This is a genomic window from Pseudomonas sp. MMS21 TM103, assembly GCF_022132145.1.
Lineage (GTDB): Bacteria > Pseudomonadota > Gammaproteobacteria > Pseudomonadales > Pseudomonadaceae > Aquipseudomonas.
Genome location: NZ_JAJISP010000008.1, coordinates 27,374 through 47,568 on the forward strand (window position 1 = coordinate 27,374; position 20,195 = coordinate 47,568).

General features: G+C 62.5%; 19 protein-coding genes and 1 tRNA gene. 14 read left to right on the top strand and 6 right to left on the bottom strand.

All coding sequences use genetic code 11. From position 1 onward, the window contains the following. Positions 1–172: 172 nt before the first annotated feature. The 3 genes from LJY18_RS20090 to LJY18_RS20100 all read left to right on the top strand — a co-directional run bounded on the left by LJY18_RS20090 (position 173) and on the right by LJY18_RS20100 (position 2,731). Positions 173–1,312 (top strand): DUF5610 domain-containing protein, encoded by a 1,140-nt coding sequence (locus LJY18_RS20090; protein WP_238043832.1) that lies wholly within the window; start codon positions 173–175, stop codon positions 1,310–1,312. Between the two features lie 89 nt (positions 1,313–1,401). Next, entirely contained in the window at positions 1,402–1,638 is a 237-nt protein-coding gene (locus LJY18_RS20095) for a glutaredoxin family protein (RefSeq protein ID WP_238043833.1), read from the top strand. 208 nt (positions 1,639–1,846) lie between these two features. Continuing rightward, positions 1,847–2,731: a chemotaxis protein CheV gene (locus LJY18_RS20100; protein ID WP_238043834.1), complete on the top strand. Its 885-nt coding sequence runs from the start codon at positions 1,847–1,849 to the stop codon at positions 2,729–2,731. Positions 2,732–2,891: 160 nt separating this feature from the next. On the opposite strand, the gene LJY18_RS20105 is transcribed toward LJY18_RS20100, so the two are convergent. From LJY18_RS20105 to mobA, 3 genes are all read right to left on the bottom strand, one after another. Next, a tRNA-Pro gene (locus tag LJY18_RS20105) sits at positions 2,892–2,968 on the bottom strand. 153 nt (positions 2,969–3,121) lie between these two features. Further along, complete coding sequence (locus tag LJY18_RS20110; protein ID WP_238043835.1) at positions 3,122–3,343, bottom strand: YgdI/YgdR family lipoprotein; 222 nt, start codon at positions 3,341–3,343, stop codon at positions 3,122–3,124. A gap of 79 nt (positions 3,344–3,422) precedes the next feature. Beyond that, positions 3,423–4,007: a molybdenum cofactor guanylyltransferase MobA gene (gene mobA / locus LJY18_RS20115; RefSeq protein WP_238043836.1), complete on the bottom strand. Its 585-nt coding sequence runs from the start codon at positions 4,005–4,007 to the stop codon at positions 3,423–3,425. Positions 4,008–4,075: 68 nt separating this feature from the next. On the opposite strand from mobA, the gene moaB reads away from it, so the two are divergent. Together moaB and LJY18_RS20125 are read left to right on the top strand one after the other, a co-directional pair. Further along, positions 4,076–4,615 carry a molybdenum cofactor biosynthesis protein B gene (gene moaB / locus LJY18_RS20120; RefSeq protein WP_238043837.1) on the top strand — a complete coding sequence of 180 codons (540 nt, stop codon included), beginning with the start codon at positions 4,076–4,078 and terminating at the stop codon, positions 4,613–4,615. Next, complete coding sequence (locus LJY18_RS20125) at positions 4,612–5,826, top strand: molybdopterin molybdotransferase MoeA (protein ID WP_238043838.1); 1,215 nt, start codon at positions 4,612–4,614, stop codon at positions 5,824–5,826. Before moaB ends, LJY18_RS20125 begins: the two co-directional genes overlap by 4 nt. Before the next feature lie 37 nt (positions 5,827–5,863). On the opposite strand, the gene gliR is transcribed toward LJY18_RS20125, so the two are convergent. After that, a complete protein-coding gene (gene gliR, locus LJY18_RS20130) occupies positions 5,864–6,895 on the bottom strand; it encodes an AraC family transcriptional regulator GliR (RefSeq protein WP_238043839.1) in 1,032 nt (343 codons plus the stop codon). Between the two features lie 126 nt (positions 6,896–7,021). Between gliR and LJY18_RS20135 the strand changes: the two genes are divergently transcribed. From LJY18_RS20135 to LJY18_RS20170, 8 genes are all read left to right on the top strand, one after another. Continuing rightward, a complete protein-coding gene (locus tag LJY18_RS20135; protein ID WP_238043841.1) occupies positions 7,022–8,617 on the top strand; it encodes an FAD-binding oxidoreductase in 1,596 nt (531 codons plus the stop codon). After that, positions 8,614–10,200: a glycerol-3-phosphate dehydrogenase/oxidase gene (locus LJY18_RS20140; protein WP_238043843.1), complete on the top strand. Its 1,587-nt coding sequence runs from the start codon at positions 8,614–8,616 to the stop codon at positions 10,198–10,200. Before LJY18_RS20135 ends, LJY18_RS20140 begins: the two co-directional genes overlap by 4 nt. An 85-nt stretch (positions 10,201–10,285) precedes the next feature. After that, complete coding sequence (locus LJY18_RS20145) at positions 10,286–11,845, top strand: FGGY-family carbohydrate kinase (RefSeq protein ID WP_238043845.1); 1,560 nt, start codon at positions 10,286–10,288, stop codon at positions 11,843–11,845. 155 nt (positions 11,846–12,000) lie between these two features. Further along, a complete protein-coding gene (locus LJY18_RS20150; protein WP_269137896.1) occupies positions 12,001–12,360 on the top strand; it encodes a response regulator in 360 nt (119 codons plus the stop codon). Then, positions 12,361–12,978, top strand: coding sequence for a chemotaxis protein CheC (locus LJY18_RS20155; RefSeq protein ID WP_238043849.1), 618 nt, complete (start codon positions 12,361–12,363; stop codon positions 12,976–12,978). A gap of 27 nt (positions 12,979–13,005) precedes the next feature. After that, positions 13,006–14,340 (top strand): ATP-binding protein, encoded by a 1,335-nt coding sequence (locus LJY18_RS20160; RefSeq protein ID WP_238043851.1) that lies wholly within the window; start codon positions 13,006–13,008, stop codon positions 14,338–14,340. A 202-nt stretch (positions 14,341–14,542) separates the two neighbouring features. Further along, the gene (gene yegS, locus LJY18_RS20165) at positions 14,543–15,439 is read left to right on the top strand and encodes a lipid kinase YegS (RefSeq protein ID WP_238043854.1); all 897 of its coding nucleotides are present in this window, start codon (positions 14,543–14,545) and stop codon (positions 15,437–15,439) included. A gap of 128 nt (positions 15,440–15,567) precedes the next feature. Further along, positions 15,568–16,503 carry a chemotaxis protein CheV gene (locus tag LJY18_RS20170; protein WP_238043856.1) on the top strand — a complete coding sequence of 312 codons (936 nt, stop codon included), beginning with the start codon at positions 15,568–15,570 and terminating at the stop codon, positions 16,501–16,503. Positions 16,504–16,577: 74 nt separating this feature from the next. Here the strand turns inward: LJY18_RS20170 and LJY18_RS20175 are convergent, their stop codons facing one another. Then, positions 16,578–17,063, bottom strand: a complete 486-nt coding sequence (locus LJY18_RS20175) for a DUF1499 domain-containing protein (protein WP_238043859.1) — start codon at positions 17,061–17,063, stop codon at positions 16,578–16,580. On the opposite strand from LJY18_RS20175, the gene LJY18_RS20180 reads away from it, so the two are divergent. Beyond that, the gene (locus LJY18_RS20180) at positions 17,062–17,865 is read left to right on the top strand and encodes an MOSC domain-containing protein (RefSeq protein WP_238043861.1); all 804 of its coding nucleotides are present in this window, start codon (positions 17,062–17,064) and stop codon (positions 17,863–17,865) included. The two genes, LJY18_RS20175 and LJY18_RS20180, sit on opposite strands and share 2 nt — an antisense overlap. A gap of 84 nt (positions 17,866–17,949) precedes the next feature. Here LJY18_RS20180 and LJY18_RS20185 read toward each other — a convergent pair whose 3' ends face one another. After that, positions 17,950–19,878, bottom strand: a complete 1,929-nt coding sequence (locus LJY18_RS20185; protein WP_238043863.1) for a transglycosylase SLT domain-containing protein — start codon at positions 19,876–19,878, stop codon at positions 17,950–17,952. Positions 19,879–20,195: the final 317 nt, after the last annotated feature.

The window sequence follows — 20,195 nt, forward strand, 5'->3', positions numbered from 1 at the left end:
ACTACCGAGTCTGATCAGCCTAGCGTTCGTGGGCGTTGGGGGCATGGGTGATGCGTCAGGCGACGTTCTCCACCTGGCTCTGGTCGCCGCTGGTCGTTCAGTGCCCGCCGCCGCTCAAGTTTGCCGGCTCGCGGCCGTCAACCGAGTGGATATCCTGCTCTGGTACGTCGTCATGAACCCTCTTGGCCCGCTCGCTTCGTCAGCTTCACGTTCGTCCCTGCTGAACACCCCGACCGCCATACGCAATGAAGCCTTCGCGCAGCAGACCCTGGCCAATCGTCTGGCCGAGCGGCTCGGCCTGGAGCCGGATGCGCTAAGTGGCAAGCGCGATGCCTTCAGCCCAGACAAGGTCGCCTCGGTGGTCCTCGGTTTTATCGGGCAGCGCCTGGAGAGGGAAGAGGCCGCTGGCGCCGAACCCGCCAAGCTGCAAGCGTTAATGACCCAGGCCCGTGACGGCGTGGAAAAAGGCTTTGCCGAGGCGCGCAAGATTCTCGACGGTTTGGGCGTATTGCAAGGCAAGGTGGCGGCCGATATCGATGACACCTATCAGCGCATCCAGGATGGCCTGGGCGACCTCGGCAAACGTTTTGACCCGGCCGCCCTAGAGGCCGCCGGCAATACCCGGGTCGCTGTCTCCAGCGAGCGTACCGCCGCCGTCGCGCAAACCTTCGAAATGGCAGTGACCACCCGCGATGGCGATCGCCTGTACATCTCCATCGCCCAGGCTTCGGCCAGCTGGTCACAAACCAGCGTTGCCGCCACCAGCGATGGCAACGCTGCTGCATTGGTTGCCAGCCATCAGTCCGGCAGCGTGCAGGTCGGTGCCTGGCAGGTCAGCGTCGAAGGTGAGCTGGACGAGCAGGAGCGTGCGGCCCTGGACAAGTTGTTCGGCCAGGTGCAGGACCTCTCCGACAAATTCTATGCTGGCGACCTGGCGGGGGCTTTCGATCGCGCCATGGCGCTGGACATGGATGGCGAACAGCTGGCCTCGATGTCCCTGCGTCTGACCCAGAGCAGCGTGCGCCAGGCCACTGACGCCTACAGCGCCGTGGCCGAGCAGGGCGGTCAGGCGGCCAGTGCGGTTAATAGCTCGTTGATTGATTATGCCAAGGGCCTATTTGAGGCGTTGCGCAACGTCGATAACCTGCTTGAGGATGGTCGCAGTGGCTTGCAGGAACTGCTCAAGGGCGGTTTTGCCCTGGATCCGCGTCTCGACCCGGCCCACCTGGAAAAGGCCGAACGGCTTAACAGCCGTTTGCTTGATGGTCTGCAAGGATTGCTCGACCCTGCAGCGCTACCGACCGCAGGTTGATGCCTGCCCCAAAGGATCAGATGGTGCCGCAGCCTTACGTCGGCAGGGCGCGGTGCTAGACTGCAAGTCCCAATTATGGAGGCCTGTGGATGCTCCCAGAATGCCAACTGTTCGGTACCCTTGGCTGTCATTTATGTGATGTCGCCGAGGCGATGCTGATGCCTTTCGTCGAACATGGTTTGCAGGTCGAACTGATCGACATCGTCCAGCGCGAAGACTGGGTCGAGCGCTATGCCTTGCGTATCCCCGTATTGCGTCGCTGCGATACCGGGGCCGAGCTCAACTGGCCGTTCGAGGCCGAGCAGGTAGTAGAACTCTTGCGCTGAGGGTTTAGTTCCGGTGCTGTCGGTCGATAACGATTCAGCCTGTCCCGGTGGTGCATGCTTTTCAGTGGCCCACTCGCTTCCGGCAACATGGGTGAGCGCTGCTCTGGCCTGTTGCGAGGAGGCTGTGGCTATGGTCGAAGCGGCGGACCTGGCTCAGCTGTTAAGCTTTGAGCATGTTAAAGCCTGAATAAACTACGGAGGATGGTTGATGAGTGTGGTGCTGGGGGATGCGTTATCGCTGCTGTTGTTTCGTTTGCACAGTGGCCGGTTGTTAGGCATTAACCTGCTGAAGGTCAAGGAAATCATTCCTTGTCCGGCACTGACCAAGCTGCCCAATCGCCATCCCCATGTACGTGGGGTGGCGACCCTGCGCGGTGAATCCTTGATCGTGGTCGACCTGGCGCGGGCGATTGGCTCCTCCGCCGAGACCGACAGCCGGGACGGTTGCCTGATCGTCACCGAGCTGAGCCGTTCGCGTCAGGGCCTGCAGGTGCAAAGTGTCGAGCGCATCGTCCAGTGCTCCACCAGCGACGTGCGTCCGCCACCGGCCGGTACCGGCGCGCGTGCCTTCATCACCGGGGTCACCCAGATCGACGGCGCCATCGTGCAGATTCTCGACATCGAGAAGGTCCTGCACGAGATCACCCCCGCACTCCCGGAGGAGGTCGATGAGCAGTTGCTCACGGAGGCCGAGCGCCAACTGCTGCGCGGTCGTCGTGTCCTGGTGGTGGACGACTCCCACGTGGCCTTGCAGCAAACGCTGGTCACGTTGCGCAAGCTCGATCTGGATTGCCAGGCGGTGAGAAGCGCCGCCAGTGCGCTGGACGTGTTGCTGACCCAGCACCAGGCCGGCCTGCCGATCGAAGTCCTGGTTTCGGATATCGAAATGCCGGAGATGGATGGTTACAGCCTGGTCCGGGAAATTCGCCAGCGCAGCGACATCGGCCAGACTTATGTGCTGCTGCACACCTCGCTCGACAGCACCATGAACACCGAAAAAGCCCGCTCGGTGGGCGCCAACGATGTGCTCACCAAGTTTTCCACTGTCGACTTGAGCAAGGCGCTACTGCACGCGTTTCAAAGCCTCGCCTGAGGTGTGCTGCATCTGAGCACGTAAATACGCACCCTGGATCTGTCCATGGTGCGTATTTATATGAGCAGTGGCGTTTGCAATGGGCAAAACAAAGCCCGCACGAGGCGGGCTTTGTTTTGCTTGTTTCAGAAATTGCACGAGGCAAGTTGAAACTGGGATTTGGTCGGAGAGACAGGATTCGAACCTGCGACCTTCTCGTCCCGAACGAGACGCGCTACCGAGCTGCGCTACACTCCGAATAGGCCGCATTTTACTGAAAAAGTTTTGTTGCACAAGGGGTTAGGCTGATATTTTTTCCAGTAGCAGGGCGCTCTTTGAGTACTTTTGGTTCTTAGCCTGTACGCAGGGGCCATCAATCGACTGCAGTGGCCGCCTGGGTGCAGGCTGTACTTACAGCTCCCGGATGGTGCGCACTTGATCCTTGTTGACCTTGGCGCGGTTGCCGTCGAGCTGTTCGAATTCGTAGAAGCCCGATTCATCATCGAAGTCGGGTGTGTTGATGGTCTGGATTTCACGGCCATCGTTGAGGGTGATTACCGATGGCGATGCGCAGCCGGCCAGTGCGGCCAGGCCCAAGGCGAGCAGGCAGGCGGGAAGGATCCGCTGAGTCATGACATGTTTCCTTGTGTTTAGAGAGGCTGTGTACTGAGCGTCTGACGGATAATTGGTGGCCAAGTTCAGTGATGGGCATTCATTTGTTCTTCTGCGCGAGCAGTTGTGGAGTGTTCAGGTTGGCCAGGCGTGGATCGTTGGGCGGGCAAACGACGGCAATCGGATCATGGCGGCATAGCCAGCGTTGCGGGCTGCGTTCACCGGCCAGCCATGCGTCTTCGAGCGTGCTGCCCAGGGATTTCGGGATCAGGCTGAACAAGGGCTCCCAGAAGTCGCCTTGCCGCACCATGACCGGGTGGCTGCCGGCATGCCCCAGTAGCTCATCGAGCAAGGCACGGTCGAGTAGGGGCGTGTCGCACGGCAGCACCAGCAGATAGTCGTGGCGGGCCGCTTGCAGGCCGGCGCGGATGCCGGCCAGTGGACCCTGGAAGTGCTCGTCGTCGTCGCTGATCAGGCGGTCGGCAAAGGCCCTGTAGCGTTCGCTGTTGCGGTTGCAGGAGATGATCAGGTCGTCGCTGAGCGGTCGCACCAGATCATGCAGCCAGGCGACCAGTGGACGGCCCTGCCACTCGATCAGGCCCTTGTCTTGGCCGCCCATGCGTTGTCCGCGTCCACCGCACAACAGCAGCACGGAACAGTTCGGCAGAACAGGAGTGGCGGGCATGGCAGAGCCTCCAAAGGTGGGCCTGTGATATAACATCGCGCATTCTCTCAGACAACTGGAAGCCTGCCATGAACCACAAGGCCGAGGCGCAATTCGTGCCCTTGAATATTGCCGTGCTGACCGTCAGCGACACCCGTACTCAGGCAACCGACAGCTCCGGTCAGCTGTTCATCGACCGCCTGCAGGCGGCTGGGCATAGCCTGGCGGCGCGGGTGTTGCTCAAGGACGATCTGTACAAGATCCGCGCCCAGGTCGCGACCTGGATCGCCGACGATCAGGTGCAGGTGGTGCTGATCACCGGCGGCACCGGCTTCACCGGCCGCGACAGCACCCCGGAAGCCGTGGCCTGCCTGTTGGACAAGCAGGTGGATGGATTCGGCGAGCTGTTCCGGCAGATTTCCGTAGCCGATATCGGCACCTCGACCATCCAGTCCCGTGCGCTGGCCGGCCTGGCCAATGGCACCCTGGTGTGCTGCCTGCCGGGTTCGACCAACGCCTGCCGCACCGCCTGGGATGGCATCCTCGCCGAGCAGCTCGACGCCCGCCATGGTCCCTGTAATTTTGTCGCCCATCTGAAGCAGGCGGCTGCCTGCGAGAGCCGCGGGTGAACGGCGGCGAGCAATCCGGCCTGCTGCCGGTCGAGGCCGCGCTGCAACGTCTGCTGGCGCTGGCCGAGACGATGCCGATCGGTGAGTACGAGCAGGTTGCCCTGGCCGATGCCGACGACCGGGTGCTGGCCGAACCACTGATTGCCGGGCTGGACTTGCCGCCCTGGGCCAACAGCGCGATGGATGGTTACGCCCTGTGCCTGGCCGACTGGACGGGCGAGCCGCTGGTCGTCAGCCAGCGTATCCAGGCCGGTAACGCGCCGCAGCCGCTGCAGCCCGGCAGTTGCGCGCGGATCTTCACCGGCGCGCCGCTGCCGGCCGGCGCCGATACGGTGGAAATGCAGGAGAACGTGGTGGTCGAGGCGGATGGCCGGGTGCATTTCAGCCAGCCACTGCGACTCGGCCAGAACGTCAGGGCAAAAGGCCAGGAAACCCAGGTCGGCGACCATCTGTTGCCGGTGGGCGCGCGCCTTGGCCCGATCGAACTGGGCCTGGCGGCCTCGCTGGGGATCGCCGAGCTGAGCGTGCGCCGGCGTCTGCGGGTAGCGGTGCTGTCCACCGGCGACGAACTGGTCGAGCCGGGCCTGCCGCTGGGGCCTGGGCAGATCTACAACAGCAATCGCCGTCTGCTGATGAGCTGGCTGCAGCGCCTCGGCTGTGCGGTGGTGGATGGTGGCATTCTCGCCGACGACCTGGAACTGACCCGCGCGGCATTGGCGTCGTTGAGCGATGTCGACCTGATCCTGTCCACCGGCGGAGTGTCGGTGGGCGAGGCGGATTTCCTCGGTGTGGCGTTGCGTGAAGAGGGCGAACTAACCCTCTGGAAGTTGGCGATCAAGCCGGGCAAGCCGCTGACCTGCGGCCAGTTCCGTGGCGTGCCGGTAATCGGCCTGCCGGGCAACCCGGCCTCGACCCTGGTGACGTTCGGCCTGCTGGCCAGGCCCTATCTGCTGCGCCGTATGGGCGTGCAGCGGGTCGATCCGCTGGGCTTTGCCATGCCGGCCGGTTTCACCTGGAGCAAGCCGGGCAAGCGCCGCGAATACCTGCGCGCGCGCTTGGAAGATGGTCGCGTGGTGCTGCATCCCAACCAGAGTTCCGGGGTCCTGCGCAGCGCCGCCTGGGCCGAGGGGCTGGCCGAGGTGCTGGAGGGCACGACCCTGGCCGAAGGCGACAGCCTGCGCTTTATCCCGTTGAGCGAGATTCTCGGCTAAAGCTGGGCAGATGCAGGCGCACTAAGTGTTGGGCTGTTTAGGCGTTGCCGGCCTTGCCCTGGCTTTCGCGAAACTGCCCCGGGGTCTGGCCGGTCCAGCCCTTGAAACTGCGGTGGAAGGAGCGCGACTCGGTGAAGCCCAGGTAACTGGCGATGTCCTGGATCGCCAGCTCGCTGCGCAGCAGGTAGTGCGCGGCCAGCTCCTGGCGCAGTTGGTCGAGGATCTGCTGATAGCTGGTGCCGGCCTGCTGCAGATGACGCTGCAGGGTGCGCAGTGTCATGTTGAATTGTTCCGCCACCCGTTCCTTGCGCGGCAGGCCGTCCTTGAGCTGCAGGCGCAGGGCGTTCTTGACCCGCTGCGGCAGCGCTTCGTGGTTATCCAGGCCGGCCATCACGGTCAGGGCATGTTCTTCTAGGGTGCGCAGCAGGTTGGCGTCGGCCTGGCGTAGCGGCATGCCCAGGTAGTCCAGCGGGACGAGCAGGGCGCTGCAGGGTTGCTCGAAGCGCACCGGGCAGCCGAATACCGCGCTGTACTCGGCGCTGTCCACGCCCTCGGGCAAGGCGTGCTCGAACCAGACTTCCTTTGGTGAACGCTGCATGTCGGCGATCCAGCGGGCATAGAGCAGCCAGGACGCCAGTACCTCCTCGACCATATGCCGGCGGATCGGCGCGCTCTCGTGGCGGCAGCTCCAGATCAACTTGACGTGATCGGCGCTCGCCTCGATCCGGCTGACGCCCATATCGCCCACCAGTTTTTCATAGGGCACGATGCGGTTCATGGCTTCGCCGAGGGTGGCGCAATTCATGGCGATGTAGCCGAGCACGCTCCAGGAGCCGGGCTGCACGAAACGCGCACAATGCAGGCCGAACAGCGGGTCGCCGGAGACCTCGATCAGGTGCTCGAGCAGACGTTGGTGGACTGCCCCGGCAATGCGCTTGCCGTTGTCCGCGAGATCGTCGGCCTCTAGGCCCGCCGCCGCCAGCGCCTGGGCGATATCCAGGCCCAGCTGTTCGGCGTGGCGCAGGTATTTGAGCAGGGCGGGAACCGAGGTGTAGCCGAGATTATGCATAAGAGTCTTATTCGCAATGGCTTGATTGGCGACAACGCCTGTCCCGATCCGACAGTGACGCCGTGCGGCGGCTGGCTAGTATAGGCAGTCAATGATGGCGACCGAAATATCCAGAGGGAGAGGCAGATGCGACGTTGGAACGGCTGGGGCGATGAGGCTACAGTGGTGGAATTGCCGAGCCATGGCGAGGCCTTTCTTGCCGACCTGATCGGCCCGGGCCAGGCACTGGCGGATGCCAGCCTGGAGCAGGTCTTGGCCAAGGTGCCGGCCTCGCGTTTGCCGGCCCACCCGCTGATCAGCCAGGATGCCGAGGAGCGGGTGCGCCACGCCCGTGGCCAGAGCCTGGCGGACTGGCTGGCGATGCGCTCCGGCGAGTTCGGGGTGTTTCCCGATGGCGTCGCCTACCCGGAAAGCGCCGCGCAGATTCGCCAGTTGCTGGCCTGGGCCAGCGAGCACGATTCGATCGTGATTGCCTACGGCGGCGGCACTTCGGTGGCCGGGCATATCAACCCGCAAGTTAGTCAAAGGCCGGTGCTGACCCTGTCGCTGGAACGCATGGGCAAGCTGATCGAGATCGACGAGGACAGCCTGATCGCCACCTTCGGTCCCGGCGCCAATGGCCCGCAGGTCGAAAGTCAGCTGCGCGCCCGTGGCTTCACCCTCGGCCACTTCCCCCAGTCCTGGGAGCTGTCGACTCTCGGCGGCTGGGTGGCCAGCCGTTCCAGTGGCCAGCAGTCGCTGCGGTACGGGCGGATCGAGCAGCTGTTCGCCGGCGGCAAGGTCGAGACCTTCGCCGGCACCCTGGAGCTTCCAAGCTTCCCGGCTTCCGCCGCCGGACCCGACCTGCGGGAAATGCTGATGGGTTCGGAAGGGCGCTTCGGCATCATTTCCGAGGTCAAGGTGCGCATCAGTCGCCTGGCCGAGCAGGAGCACTTCTACGCGGTGTTCATGCCCACCTGGCAGCAGGCAGCGGCCGGTATCCGCAACCTGGCCCAGGCGCGGGTGCCGCTGTCCATGCTGCGCCTGTCCAATGCCAGCGAAACCAGGACCCAGCTGGCGCTGGCCGGTCATCCGCAACAGATCGCCTGGCTGGAAAAATACCTGGCCCTGCGCGGCGCCCGCGACGGCAAGTGCATGCTGACCTTCGGCGTCACCGGCAGCCGGGTGCAGAACGCCGCCTCGTTGCGACAGGCGAAGACATTGCTCAAGCGCTACGGCGGCGTGTTCAGTGGCACCCTGCTGGGCAAGAAGTGGGCGGAGAACCGCTTTCGCTTCCCCTACCTGCGCCATGGCCTGTGGAGTGCCGGCTATGCAGTGGACACCCTGGAGACCGCCACCGACTGGAGCAATGTCGACAGCCTGCTGAACAAGGTCGAGGCCAGCCTGCGCAATGGCTTGAGTGAAGAGGGCGAGCGGGTGCACGTGTTCACCCACCTGTCCCACGTTTACGGTGAGGGATCGAGCATCTACACCACCTACCTGTTCCGCCCCGGTAACAGCTACGAGCAGGCCATGGCGCGCTGGCAAAAGCTCAAGCACGCCGCCAGCCAGACCATCGTCGACAACGGCGGCACCATCAGTCATCAGCATGGCGTCGGTCGCGACCACGCGCCCTATCTGGCTGTGGAGAAGGGCGAGCTGGGCATGGCGGCACTCAAGGCTCTGTCCGCGCACTTTGACCCGCAGCAGCGCCTGGCTCCCGGCGTGCTGATCGAGCCATGAGTACGCCTACCTGGAACGCAGCCTGGCGCGAGAGCGCGCTGCCCGAGCTGGCCGCGCGCGACTGGGACCTGATCGTCATCGGTGGCGGCATCAGCGGCGCCGGCATTCTGCGCGAGGCGGCGCGGCGCGGCTGGACCTGCCTGCTGCTGGAGCAGCGCGATTTCGCCTGGGGAACCTCCAGTCGCTCGTCGAAGATGGTCCATGGCGGTCTGCGTTATATCGCCAAGGGCCAGCTCGGCCTGACCCGCGACTCGGTGCGCGAGCGCCAGCGGCTGTTGCAGGAAGCTCCCGGGCTGGTCGAGCCGCTGAGCTTCGTGATGGCGCATTACCAGGGACAGTTTCCTGGATCGAAAGTGTTCGGCGGGCTGCTGGCGCTGTACGACGCCCTGGCTGGCAAGCGCAATCATCTGTACTACCCGCTGCAGGAGCTGCGCTATCTGGCGCCGGGCCTCAAGCAAGACGGCCTGCTAGGCGGCACGCGCTTCTTCGATGCGGTGACCGATGACGCCCGCCTGGTCATGCGCGTGCTGGGCGAGGCCCGTGGCGACGGTGGCGAGGCGCTCAACGGGGTCAAGGTTGTCGAGTTGCTGCGCGACAACGGTCGAGTGGTGGGTCTGCTCGGCGAGGATCGTGAAAGCGGTCGGCGTTTCACCTTTCGCAGCCGGGTCGTGGCCCAGGCCACCGGTGCCTGGACGGATCGGTTGCGTGCGACATCCGGCGGGCATGTGCGTCCGCTGCGCGGCAGCCATCTGTTGCTGCCGGCCTGGCGTCTGCCGGTGGCACATGCCTTCAGCTTCATGCACGGCGCGGACCGGCGTCCGGTGTTCGTCTTCCCCTGGGAAGGCGCGACTGTGGTCGGCACCACCGATCTCGATCACTCGGAGCCACTGGATCAGGAAGCGCGCATTAGCAGCGATGAGGTGGATTACCTGCTTGCCGCCTGCGCCCAGCAGTTTCCCGCTGCGGCAATCACGGCCAGTGACGTGCTGTCGACTTGGGCCGGGGTGCGGCCGGTGGTCAGCGACGGCGCCGCAGGACGTAATCCCTCGGACGAAACCCGTGAACACGCACTGTGGCTCGAGCCCGGTTGCGTGACCCTGGCCGGCGGCAAGCTGACCACCTTCCGCCTGCTGGCCCTGGAAGTGCTGCGGGCTTGCGCCGAGATGCTCGGCCGGCCGCTGGACGACCAGGGGAGCGAAACTTTTCGCCCCGGCGTGCTGCCCGCGATGCCCACGCTCACCCCCAGTCAGCAGCGGCGCCTGGCCGGCCGTCATGGTCGCGAGTTGCCTGGCCTGTTGGCGTTGCTCGATGAGGTTGGTAGCGAGCGGGTAGCCGGCAGCGACACGCTCTGGGTGGAACTGGCCTGGGCGGCGCAGAACGAGCTGGTGCTGCACCTGGACGATCTGCTGCTGCGCCGTACTCGTATCGGCCTGCTGTTGGCGGGTGGTGCGCGGGCCGAGTTGCCGTGCATCCGAGCGCTGTGCCAGGCGCGGCTGGCTTGGGACGATGAGCGCTGGGAGCAGGAGCAGAGTGACTATCTGGCGCTCTGGCGGCAGTGCTACAGCCTGCCGACAGGGACGTGATGGGTATCGCAAGCTCAACCCATGCTGTCGAGTTGCGCGCAGCGCCCTCCCCATCGACTGTATGAATAACGAGAAGGACTCTGTCTTGAGCGAAAAAAGCTACCTGCTGGCCATCGATAACGGCACCCAGAGCGTGCGTGCGCTGTTGTTCGACCTGCGCGGCAATCTGCTCGGCAAGGGCAAGGTGGAGCTCGATGCCTACTCTTCCAGCCAGCCCGGTTGGGCCGAGCAGGACCCGGAGTATTTCTGGGCCAGCCTGGGCGAAGCCTGCCAGCGCCTGTGGGCACAGGTGGATATCGACCGCCGCCTGATCAAGGGCGTGGCGTTGACCACCCAGCGCGGCACGCTGATCCATGTCGATGCACTGGGCCAGCCACTGCGCCCGGCGATCCTCTGGCTCGATCAGCGTCAGGCCGAGGTCCGGGGCAGGATCAAGGGGCCCTGGGGCTGGCTGTTCAAGCTGATCGGCGCGCAACCGACGGTCGATCATTTTCGTGCCCAGGCCGAGGTCAACTGGGTCGCGCAGAACCAGCCGGAGATCTGGGCGCAAACCGATAAAGTCCTGCTGCTTTCCGGGTTTCTCAGCCATCGTCTGTGCGGTCGCTTCGTCGATTCGCTGGCTTGCTGCGTGGGCTACCTGCCGTTCGACTACAAGCGTCTGCGATGGGCCGCGCCGCGTGACTGGAAGTGGCAGGCCATGCCGGTGCGCCGCGAGCAGTTGCCGCAACTGTGCAAGCCAGGCGAGCGGCTCGGCAGCATCAGCGCCGCCGCCAGCCGCCATACCGGTATTCCCGAAGGCTTGCCGTTGATCGCCGCCGGTGCCGACAAGGCCTGCGAAGTGCTCGGTGCGGGTGTGCTGGAGCCGCATATCGCCTGCCTGTCTTACGGCACCACCGCGACCATCAACACCACGCGGCGCACCTACCTGGAAACCATTGCGCTGATCCCGCCTTACCCTGCGGCGCTTCCCGATCACTTCAACACCGAAGTGATGATCTACCGCGGCTTCTGGATGGTCAGTTGGTTCAAACAGCAGTTTGGCCAGCGCGAAATGCAGCGCGCCAAGGCGCTGGGTGTCGAGCCCGAAGCGTTGTTCGATGAGCTGGTCAATGCCGTACCGGCGGGCTCCATGGGCCTGATGCTGCAACCCTACTGGTCGCCGGGTATTCGCGAGCCGGGGCTGGAGGCCAAGGGTTCGATCATCGGTTTTGGCGATGTGCATACCCGCGCGCATCTCTATCGCGCCATTCTCGAGGGCTTGGCCTACGCCCTGCGGCAGGGCAAAGAGAAGATCGAGAAGCGCTCGGGAACCAGGATCACCCGGCTGCGAGTGTCCGGCGGTGGCTCGCAGAGCGATGCGGCCATGCAGCTGACCGCCGATATCTTCGGCCTGCCGGCCGAGCGCCCGCATGTCTACGAAACCTCCGGCCTGGGCGCGGCCATCGACTGCGCAGTCGGCCTTGGCCTGCACCCGGATTTCCCCAGTGCTATCGCGGCCATGACCCGGGTCGGCGAGGTATTCCAACCCAACCCGGCGGCGCAGCGCATCTACCAGCAGCTGTATCGCGAGGTCTACTTGCGCATGTACAAGCAGCTCAAGCCACTGTATCTGCGCATTCGAGCCATCACCGGCTATCCGGCGTAAGCCGCGGGCCAGTTGGCACGCTTGAGAGCTAGCATGGCAAAAGGCCGGGGCTCGACTAAGGTGCAAATAACAACCGTGATAGGGTGGCCATGCAGCATGCTTTCACGCGCTGTACTCGAAGCCATAAGAATCATAAGAAGCAGAGGGTCGCCCGTTTGAAAATACTGATAGTCGATGATTCGGCCATGTCACGAAAACTGGTGCTCAAAGCCCTGCCGACGGATTTGCAGGCCGTTGTAACCCAGGCCACTAACGGTGAAGAAGCCTTGGCGGCATTCCATGCAGGTCATGCCGAGGTAATTTTTCTCGATCTGACCATGCCGGTGATGGACGGTTTTCGTACCCTGGAGCAACTCAAACGCGAGGATGCCAATGCCATCGTCATCGTCATCAGCGCCGATATTCAGCCTCAAGCCCAGAAGCGCGTGCGCGACCTGGGGGCGGCAGCATTCATCAAGAAACCCATTACCCCCGAGGCCATGCAGGCGGCGCTGTATGAAGTAGGGCTGATCTAGATGACTAGCCAGCTAGCGAAGCTGAGTGAAGACCAGCGCGATGCTTTGCAGGAACTGATGAACGTGGCCATGGGTCAGGGCGCTGACCGCCTGGCCCGCTTGACCGAAACCTTCGTCACCCTGTCGGTACCCAGCATCCATGCCGTCGACGTGACCAATATCAGCCTGCTCAGTCAGCTGACGATCGCCAGTCAGCCGGCCATCATTACCCGTCAGTCTTTTCTCGGTCGCCTGCGCGGCGAGGTGATGGTCTGCTTTGGTGACAATGGTGCCGATCAGCTGGCTGACTTGATGGGCTATGAAGGGGTGGAAAAACACAGCATTCAGGATGAGCTGATGCTGGACGTCACCAATATTCTTACCGGGGCCTGTATCAATGGTCTGGCGCAGCAGGTCGATATCAAGGTGAGTTACGGGTCGCCCTCATTGCTGTCGCGAGGACGTTCGCTGCAGGAGGTGCTCGGTGCCGAGGAGTTGCGTGGCCATCAGGCGCTGGTGCTGGAGATCCATTTCGAAGTGGCGACCCACAGGTTCTATTGTGATCTGCTGGTGTGCATCACCGAAGACACGGTGGCCACCGTTATCAAAGTCATCGATCAGTTGTTGAGTGATATCTAGCGCTGATCATCGGAATAAGGATGCGAGATGACGTCTGCACCAGAACAAGTATTGCCCGCGGAGTTGGTGGCTGTGTTGCAGAGCATCAACCTCGGCGTATTGTTACTCGATAGCCAGTATCGGGTCGCGTTCTGGAACGATTTCATGGCGATCCACAGTGGCAAGGGCAGCGATGAGGTCAGGGGGCAGTCGCTGTTCGATCTGTTTCCGGAGTTGCCGCGGCTATGGGTACAGAAGAAAGTCGACGGGGTGTTCGCCTTGCACAACCTGGCGTTCACGTCCTGGCAGCAACGCCCGCACCTGTTCAGTTTCTCCGGCAGCCGGCCCATTACCGGCTCGACCGAAATGATGTACCAGAATTGCACCTTCTCGCCGATGCTGGAGGCCACAGGCACCGTCAAATATGTCTGCCTGACCATCTCCGATGCCACTGAAACCGCGGCTCAGCATCTGCAGCTTGAACACCTCAATCAATTGCTGCGCGCGGAACAAGGCGAGCAGGCGCGACTGATTCGCAAGCTCGAAGACACCCAGGCGCAACTGCTGCAGTCGGAAAAAATGGCGGCGATCGGCCAGTTGGCCGCCGGGGTTGCCCACGAGATCAATAACCCGGTGGGTTACGTCTATTCCAACTTCAGCAGCATGGAGCGCTATGTCAGTGATCTGTTCCGCCTGATCGAGACCTATCAGGCGGCGGCAGTCGAACACCAGGATACGGCCTTGGGCGCGCAACTGGAGCAGGCCAACCAGGCGCTGGATTTCGATTTTCTGCGCAGTGACATGGCCGACCTGGTGCGTGAGTCACGCCAGGGCCTGGAGCGGGTGAAACAGATTGTCCAGGATCTGCGCGATTTCTCCCATATCGACTCGGGCGACTGGCAGGAAGCTGATTTGCACAAAGGTCTCGACAGCACGCTCAACGTGATCTGGAACGAGATCAAGTTCAAGGCCGAGGTGGTGAAGAACTATGGCGAACTTCAGCCGGTGCAGTGTCTCGGCTCGCAGCTAAACCAGGTATTCATGAACCTGATCATCAACGCCGCCCATGCTATCGAAGGGCAGGGCACTATCTGGCTGGAAACCGGAACTCAGGATGATTGGGTGTTCGTGCGGGTGCGCGACAGTGGCAGTGGCATTGCCCCTAAGCATCTGACCCGCTTGTTCGACCCCTTTTTCACCACCAAGCCGGTCGGTCAAGGCACCGGCCTTGGGCTCTCGGTGTCTTACAGTATCGTGGCCAAACACCATGGCCGCCTGGAGGTCGAGAGCGAACCTGGCAAGGGGGCAGTGTTTACCGTCTGGTTGCCGCGCTGCCAGCCGCTGCAGGGCGATAGCGCGGACGAACTGCAAGCGGGCGAGTGATGCATACTGCTCTGGCTGGACGATAAACCGCAGGAGCTCTTGATGCGGGTGAGTGCTGCCGCACCTTTGCAGGCTTTTCATTGTCCACTCAGAGGTTGTGAACATATCGAGTGCCGCAGCGATCGTTTGGCGGCGGCTGTAGCAGGCGAGAGTTTTGCACAAGCTCTCAGACTCGGTTCAATTGGTCCCCAAGGCGCTGGTTATGAGTGAACGCAGAGCATTACTGATCCTGCATGGCAAGCAAGCCGGCAACCAAGAGGTGCGCGCCGCGGTGGCAACGCGTCGAGAGGATGGCTGGCAGCTGGACGTGCGGGTCACCTGGGAGGCGGGTGACGCCCGTCGATTGGTTAACGAGGCCCTACAAGCAGGCTACCCGCGATTGATCGTCGGAGGTGGTGACGGCATGTTACGCGAGGTGGCCGAGGCGATGGCGCTGGCGCACACCGAGGCCAGCCTGGTGCTGCTGCCGCTGGGAACCGCCAACGACTTCGCCAATGCTGCGGGGCTGCCGTTGAGTCCTCTGGAGGCGCTGGCACTGCTGGATGCGCCAGCGCAGCCGATCGACCTGGGCGAGGTCGATGGTCAGCTTTTCCTCAACATGGCTACGGGTGGTTTTGGCTCTAATGTCACCGCCAACACCTCCGAAGACCTCAAGCGCCTCCTCGGCGGCGCGGCCTACTTTCTCACCGGCTTGAGCCGCTTTGCCGAGGTGCGTTCGGCCTTTGGTCGCTTCACCGGGCCGGATTTCCTCTGGGAGGGCGAGTTCATCGCCATGGGCATCGGCAATGGGCAACAGGCCGGCGGCGGGCATGTGCTTTGCCCGGATGCGCGAGTGAATGACGGTTTGCTGGACATCTGCATCGTCCCGGCCGCGGAGGACGTGGTTGGCACCTTGGGCACCTTGTTGTCCGGTGGGATCAACGGCTTGCAAAGCGTTGCACTCAGCGCGCGCTTGCCCTGGGTGGAGATCGAGGCGCCGGAGGGTCTGGATTTGAATCTGGATGGCGAGCCGCTGGAAAGCCGGCACCTGCATTTTTCAGCGCGGCGTAATGCGTTGCGGGTGCATTTGCCGGTGGGTTCACCGCTACTGCGTGAGTGATGTCGATGGCCCTTGGCTGGCACCGTTACGCCGGCTCGTGCAAGATGGCGCCCGGTCGGCTTCAGCACTGTCGCTCCTTGCCGATACCCTTGCTGTAACTCGATTCGATAAACAATTTGGAGCGCGCAATGGCTGGCATTCTCGACTCGGTGGATCAACGCACCCAACTGGTGGGCGAGAACCGCCTGGAAATCCTGATGTTTCGCCTGGCCGGGCGGCAGTTGTTCGCAATTAATGTGTTCAAAGTGCAGGAAGTCCTGCAGATGCCCAAGCTGACGCTGATGCCTCACCGCCATCGTTTCGTCTGTGGCGTGGTCAATCTGCGTGGCCAGACCCTGCCGGTCATCGACCTGTCGCAGGCCATCGGCATGCGTCCGATAGTGCCGGATGAGCACAGCACCATCATCGTTACCGAATACAACCGCTCCGTGCAGGCCTTTCTGGTTGGCGGCGTCGATCGCATTCTCAACCTTAACTGGGAATCCATCATGCCCCCACCGGGTAGTGCGGGTCGTCAGCATTACCTGACGGCGATCACCAAGGTCGAAGAACAGTTGGTGGAAATCATCGACGTGGAAAAGGTGCTGGCCGAGATCGTGCCCTACAACGCCAAGATTTCCGGCGACCGTCTGGCCGATCCTGTGCTGGCGCGCGCGCGCGGGCGCGAGGTGCTGCTGGTAGACGACTCCAACGTGGCCCTGGCGCAGTTGCGCGACACCCTGTCGCAGTTAGGTTTGAAGATGCATGTGGCCACCGATGGCCTGAAAGGCTTGAACATGCTGAAAAAATGGGCCGAAGCCGGTGAGGTGATGACCGACAAACTGCTGATGGTCTTCACCGATGCGGAAATGCCCGAGATGGACGGCTATCGCCTGACCACCGAGATCCGTCAGGATCCGCGCCTGAAGGATCTCTATGTTGTGCTGCATACCTCGCTGTCGGGTAGTTTCAACGAGGCCATGGTAAAGAAGGTCGGTTGCGACAACTTCCTCTCCAAGTTCCAGCCGGACAAACTGGTCGACGTGATACGCGAACGCCTGATGCTGGACGAGGCAAGCGCGTAGGGCGGCTCGGGCGGCGATCCGCTCGAAGCGACAGCCCGCCGTTTTTGCCTAGCGCCGATAGCGGCCAGCAGCCACTACGGCTGCTCACCGAGACGTTGGCGCAGATGCTCGATGCGCTTGCGGTTGACGCCCAGGTCCGAGTAGCCCAAACGTGAGGCCGAGCGAACATCGACGGCCTTCTCGCCGATCAGGAACTCCACATCATCGACGAAGCGCAGCACCTGGCTGCTGAATTCGGCACGCAAGTAATTTGCGTCCTGCTCGATCAGGCGCACGCGGGGTTCGTCGGCCAATAGCTTGACCATCAGCGCCTGCGTCTGGCTCGGGCTGCCCTTTAGCGGCAGCGGCTCGATCCGGTGCTCTTCGTCGCTGGCCTGACTGCTGACGCAGTTGGGCGACTCAGGGCAGGGCGTCAGGCGCCCATCGTGCACCCCAAGATTGTCGGGCGGGCTGCCGCTGCAGGCACTCAGCAGGACGAGCAGAGCAATACCCAGCGCAGGCTTGTGAGTGGGCCGGGTTACTCGTATAAGGACTTTTTGCCGAACTGGAAGCTGGCTCATGTTACGTCTCTCCGGGTTGTACCGTTATCCACTGAAGTCCGCCATCGCCGAACCACTGACTGAAATTCAGCTGGATGCCCTGGGTGTGGTCGGTGACCGTCGCTGGATGGTAGTCGATGCACAGAACGGGCGCTTTCTTACCCAGCGGGCATTGCCGCATATGAGTCAATTGCTGGCACGGCACAATGCCGCGGGAGGCCTGACCCTGAGCGCGTCCGGTTTTCCTGTGCTCGAAGTGCCTTCGCCAGGCGCTGATGCTGCGTTGCGCGGTGTGTTTATCTGGAGCGACAGCCTGTATGTCCCGGATGCGGGCGATGAGGCGGCCGAGTGGTTGAGCCGATTTATCGGCAAGCCCTGCCGGCTGGTCCATGTGCCTGCCGAGCGCGCCCGGTTTATCGAGGGTAATCTCAGCACGCAAGAGAAGGTCGGTTTCGCCGATGGCTTCCCTTTGCTGCTGATTGGTCAGGCTTCACTGGATGATCTGTCGGCGCGGGTCGGGCGACCGCTGGAGATCCTGCGTTTTCGACCGAATCTGGTGGTCGAGGGCGGAGCGGCCTATGCCGAGGACAGTTGGCGGCGTATCCGCATTGGTGGCATCGAGTTTCGCGTGGCCAAGGGTTGCTCTCGCTGCATTCTCACGACCCTCGATCCGCTGACCGGCGAGCGCAGTGCCGACCGGGAACCGCTCTCCACGCTGAAGACCTATCGCGCCCGTGATGGCGAGGTGTACTTCGGTCAGAATCTGATCAACCAAGGTGTCGGTGAACTGCAGCTCGGTATGTCGGTTGAGGTGTTGGAGTAAGCCGCAAGCTTCAAGCTGTCAGCTGCCAATACATGTGTGAAGGGGTGCCTGAGCACCTCATCCGGATTGACTTTCTGCCACCGCCTACTGATCGTCGAAATAACGCTCGTGCCAGGCAATCAGTGGTTGCGGGGCGTTGAGCTTCTGTCCGTAGATCACTGAATAAGACAGCACGTTCTGCACGTACTGGCGGGTTTCGTCGAACGGGATGTTCTCGATCCAGACGTCATACGCCAGGTGGTTGGTGCCGCGCAGCCACTGGCGTACACGGCCGGGGCCGGCGTTGTAGGCGGCGGAGGCGAGCACGCGGTTGCCGTTGAATTGCCCGTAGATCTGGCTCAGGTAGGCCGCGCCGAGCTGGATGTTCACATTCGGCAGCAGGGCATTGCTTGGATTGCTCAAGGGTATGCCGAATTTGCGGGCGGTCTCCTTGGCGGTCGCCGGCATCAACTGCATCAGGCCCATGGCGCCTACATGGGACTTGGCATCGGCCATGAAGGCGCTTTCCTGGCGGGTAATGGCAAATACCCAGCTGGAATGCAGGCCACGTTTCTTCGACTCAATGGTCAGCGGTTGGCGGTGGGCCATGGGGAAGCGCACCTCTAGGTCGTCCCAGTACTGCGCCTGGCTGATGGTGCGAATCGCCGGGAAGTACCACTCCATGTCGTATGCCAGGCGCGCTTGGGCAACCAACTCATCGCGGCTGAACAGGCGACTGACGTGATACCACTCGCGGCGGCCATCGACGATTTGGCCGCGTTCGTGGAATTCCATGGCACGGCGAATACCCGCGGCGTTGCGCACTTTTTGTACGGTCTTGGCTGAAAGCAGCAGCGGCTTGTTATTTAGCTGGTAGGGCGCTTTGACCTGATCGGCGGCCATGAAGCCATAGAAATCGCGCTCCTTGGCCAGGGTTTGGTAGAGCGCTTTCGGCTCCAGGCTGTTGGGCTGGGCCAGTTGCAGGCTGCGTGCCTGCCAGTAACGCCAGCGGTTGGTCTTGCCCAGCTCCTCGGGCATTTTACGGGTCAACTGGAGTGCCTCGTCCCAGCGGCCGAGGCGCAGCAGTAAGCGTGCGCGCCATTCGCTGACAGTGTTGTCACGCAGTTGCGGGTCATACTGCGCCATGACCTTGAGCGCGCGTGGGTCGAAGCGTTTTGCCAGGGTCAGGCCAATTTCACGAGCGATGGCAACTTGTTCGTCGCTGGAAAACTTCATGCGCTTGGCATAGCCCTCCAGCAATGTCAGGGCTTGTTCCGGATCTTGCCGGGCCAGGCGACGCAGGCCGAGGCCGACCACATCGGCCATGGCTGCATCGCTGGGGCTGAAGCGAGCGGTTTGGCTGAGGATTCTGGGTTTCTGCGCCACTTCAAGCAGTAGGCTGCCGTGGTTGCCCAGGGTTGGCAGTCCCTTGATCAGGTAACTGGCCAAGCCGTAGTTACGACTTTCGGCAGCCAGCTTGGCGCGCTTCCAGCGTTTTTCTTCGGTGAGTTGGCCCTTGGCGGCCCATTGATCGAACAGGCTGTCACAGGAATTAGGTTGCGACTTGCCGACCAGCCAGAGTTTTTCGGCCGTGGCAAAACCCTCGGCAAGCATGCCGTGGCCCAGCTGGTATTGGCCGTACAAGCAATCCAGTTCGGTGAAGTTCAGTGCGGGATCATAGTGGTTGATGAAGGTTTTCCACTCGCCGCGCTCGGCCAGCCAGCGCAGCCAACGCAATTTCATCCAGCTAGCCTGTGGCAGGTCGCCATGTTCGGCCAGGAATTTCTCGATCTCGTCGTTGCTCGCCCATTTGAGTCGGGCGGTCAGCTCGTCATAGGCCAGGTAAGGCTCCAGCGGATAATTACGCAGGGCCTGGGCATAGCGTTGATAAGGGGCTTTGTCACCTTTGGCCAAGGCCGCCTTGGCCTCGTCATAGTACTGGCGCTGCTGGGCCAGGCTGGCGGCCTGAGCCGTTGCGGTTATCGCGGCGGTGATGATTAAACAGGAAAGCAGGCGAAACAGGCGACCGCGCATGACACATCCGGATAAGCAAATAAGAGGAGCGACGGTAAGACCGGCGCCTGATTCATCTAGCTTAGCCTTTTGCCGGGGGCAGGCGAAAGGCGCGCTGCCGACTGGTGCCGCAATGAAAATTGCCCGCAACCTCGATGCGCTTCTCGGTTAGAATACGCGCCCAGTTTTTGTCGGAAGCCTGATGGCACCGATAAATAAGTTTTTGCGCTGATAAACATTCACAGCGTCGGGCTGCAACGCGAAGATCACCATTCGTTTATTGCACTTTCGTCGCTGTTACATGCTTGTTTGCCAGTCGCTGTATCGTCGAGGCGTAC